Origin of the sequence: Clostridium sp. NSJ-49, from assembly GCF_014287725.1 — a bacterium.
Taxonomy (GTDB): Bacteria; Bacillota; Clostridia; order Clostridiales; family Clostridiaceae; genus Clostridium; species Clostridium disporicum_B.
Genome location: NZ_JACOOP010000110.1, coordinates 1 through 1,125, shown reverse-complemented (window position 1 = coordinate 1,125; position 1,125 = coordinate 1). Strand labels below are relative to the sequence as shown.

Annotated in this window: 3 protein-coding genes; all 3 read right to left on the bottom strand. The window is 30.8% G+C overall.

What is annotated here, in order from left to right; translation table 11 throughout:
• On the bottom strand, window positions 1-191 hold a 191-nt coding region (locus H8S10_RS17875; protein WP_186839748.1), incomplete at its 3' end, for a single-stranded DNA-binding protein.
• Complete coding sequence (locus tag H8S10_RS17870) at window positions 184-522, bottom strand: hypothetical protein (protein ID WP_186839747.1); 339 nt, start codon at window positions 520-522, stop codon at window positions 184-186. The genes H8S10_RS17875 and H8S10_RS17870, both read right to left, overlap by 8 nt.
• A 12-nt stretch (window positions 523-534) precedes the next feature.
• Entirely contained in the window at window positions 535-1,086 is a 552-nt protein-coding gene (locus tag H8S10_RS17865) for a hypothetical protein (RefSeq protein ID WP_186839746.1), read from the bottom strand.
• Window positions 1,087-1,125: the final 39 nt, after the last annotated feature.

The window sequence follows — 1,125 nt, the reverse complement described above, 5'->3', positions numbered from 1 at the left end:
GTATATTGAGCTGTATTCTCCGCTTGTTTTCCCCATAATACTACTGGTATAAAATCTGCTGTTTTTTCTTGAGTTTTACTGTTATAATTTTCAACTGCTAAAGTTATTGTTGTAACTGCAGTTCCTGTACCTGGAGTATATTTCAATTCCGGATCCTTAGTTAATCTTCCTATTAGTACAACCTTATTCATCTGCAACTCCTCCTTCTGACTTTTGTTTGCTTTTAAACTCTCTTGTTGCTACTTCTAACTTTTTCTTATAAACTTCCTTTATTTCTTCTTCAATCTTCTTATATTCCTTTATATCTGCGTGTATTTGCTCCAATTTCTTTAAGATAATACTTATATCATCATTACTCTTTAAAACGCTCTGTGGGACGAATTTCAAAGCAGAATGAATACTTGTACAATAAGCTAATGTTTTGTAAGTATCCTTACCATCCTTATCAGTGCCTATATATATTTTAACCTTATATTGCCTTTCATCTGATTCTATAAAATAATCTCCTATTTTAACCTTCATTTATTCCACCTCTTAATTATTGATGTACCATTTACCCTTTATTTCTTCTATATAGATACTTTTTAACTTGCTATATCCATCTGCTCCATTCTTGCATATCAAATCAGTAAACCCATTCCAAGTGTATTTATCACCAGTTACACAACTTTCAATCACTTTACCATTTTCATAAGCCTTAAATGCTTCCTCAAATGTGTATTCCTTTCTTTTTAACCTGTATTTATTTTCTCCACGAATTGCTACATAACTTCCAAAGTCTCCTCCACTTTTACTTTCTATTTTAAAGTCACCATCCCCGTTACCAATTATTCTTTTGCAATGACTTTCCCATACTTCACCTTCTTTAATATCCTTAATTACTTCTATAAATGTCTTCTCTTGCATTTCTTTTTCCTCCTTAACTACTTCAAACGCTTTTTCTCTAAAACAAAATTTTCTAAACTTTTCCCCTTCTAAATACCAACGTTTTTCTTTATTCCAATGATCAAACTTCAATTTTCCCTCATAAACACTTCCAACTTCTAAAACAGTCATTCCTAAATCATCAATACATCTAACTTTCATTTATCCCATTCTCCTTTAAATAAATATCGTGATAAGTTA